The following is a 1538-nucleotide window of genomic DNA, read 5'->3' as shown; positions in this document are numbered from 1 at the left end:
GCCGCGCTGTAAACCGGATGGTGCGAACCACCACAATGGATTGAATAAAGGATCGTCACTATGGGAATGAAGGCCCGCCTCGCAACCGCCCTGGCCTTGCTCCTGCTCGCCGCATTCGCTGGCCTGTACCTGTCCGGTTACGTCACCATCCTGCTGCTCAAGCTCAACATCCCGCTCGCGTGGAACACCTATCTCCAGTACGTCCGCGCTCTGGACCTGCCGCAGGTCCAACCGTATGACCGCCCTGGCCTTGCTCCTGCTCGCCGCATTCGCTGGCCTGTACCTGTCCGGTTACGTCACCATCCTGCTGCTCAAGCTCAACATCCCGCTCGCGTGGAACACCTATCTCCAGTACGTCCGCGCTCTGGACCTGCCGCAGGTCCAACCGTATGCGACGAAAATCAAACTCGGCGGCATGCTGGGCTTCGGCCTGACCTTCATCGTGTGGCTGCCGTTGACCGCCATGCTGCTGCGATTGAACCGCCGGGATGAATCCCTGCATGGCGATGCCGGTTTCGCCAGCCTGCACGACATGAAGCGCGCCGGGCTGTTGGAGAAAAAACCCGAAAGCGTCATCGTTGGCAAGTACCGTGGACACCATCTCTATATCAACGGCGCACTCCACGTGATCGTGGTAGCGCCGACCCGCAGCGGCAAAACCACCTGCATCGCCATTCCGGTACTGCTGACCTACGATCACTCGATGTGCGTGCTCGACATCAAAGGCGAATTGTTCAAGGAAACCAGCGGCTGGCGCGCCTCGCAGGGACAGCGCATTTACAAGTTCGCCCCCTATGCCACCGATGGCAAAACCCACCGATTCAATCCGCTGTCCTTTGTCAGGCCGAACCAGTACATCGCCGACCTGCAAACCATCGCCGCCATCCTCTACCTCGACGACGCCGGAAAGGACCCGTTCTGGGCGACCCAAGCCCGCGCCATCTTCGTCGCCTTCGCCTCCTTCATGTTCGAAAAATGGGAGGACATGGAACGCAAAGGTCTCTCAGGCATCAACGCACAGGGCAAGCCCGACGCCCAAGCTCCTCTCGATTCCAACGTAGACCCTAGATTTCCAAGCTTCGAACGCATCCTGCGGCTCTCCTCCGGTGCGGGGAGCCAGAGCATCAAGGAAATCGTCGGAACCTGGCTGTCGGAGTCAGGTCAGCAGGAATTCTCCTTCATCAGCGAGCAGACCCGCACCACCCTGCGCAACCTGGTTGGTTGGAATGGCCGAGCAGACCTTCTCCAGCGTCGTCGCCACCATGCAGGCACCGTTGCAGCAGTTCCTCAATCCGACCCTGGCGGCGGCCACCAACGCCACCGACTTCGACGTCACCGCCATCCGCAAGCGGAAGACCACCATTTACACGGTCATTCCCGCGCAGAAACTCGATGAGAGCGGCAAGTTGTTGAACATCTTCTTCAGCACCGTGATCGGCAGCAATTTGGACAAACAACTGGGCGATGAGCCGTCACTCAAGTACCAGATGTTGATGCTGATGGACGAATTCACCGCGATGGGGCGCGTGGACGTGTGG

Annotated in this window: 2 protein-coding genes and 1 pseudogene; 2 read left to right on the top strand and 1 reads right to left on the bottom strand. The window is 59.7% G+C overall.

Annotated elements, in window-relative coordinates; genetic code table 11:
* A partial coding sequence (locus XANALMUS060_RS22550; RefSeq protein ID WP_235430610.1) for a hypothetical protein occupies positions 1-231 on the bottom strand: 231 nt, incomplete at its 3' end.
* Positions 232-235: 4 nt separating this feature from the next.
* On the opposite strand from XANALMUS060_RS22550, the pseudogene XANALMUS060_RS23145 reads away from it, so the two are divergent.
* Positions 236-919, top strand: a pseudogene (locus tag XANALMUS060_RS23145) (type IV secretory system conjugative DNA transfer family protein); the annotation flags it as partial.
* 307 nt (positions 920-1226) lie between these two features.
* Positions 1227-1538, top strand: a 312-nt coding sequence (locus tag XANALMUS060_RS22540; protein ID WP_343122997.1) for a type IV secretory system conjugative DNA transfer family protein, incomplete at its 3' end; no start/stop codon positions are given.

The organism is Xanthomonas sp. MUS 060 (genome assembly GCF_000963215.1).
Taxonomy (GTDB): domain Bacteria; phylum Pseudomonadota; class Gammaproteobacteria; order Xanthomonadales; family Xanthomonadaceae; genus Xanthomonas_A.
This window is presented reverse-complemented; position numbering and strand designations above follow the sequence as displayed.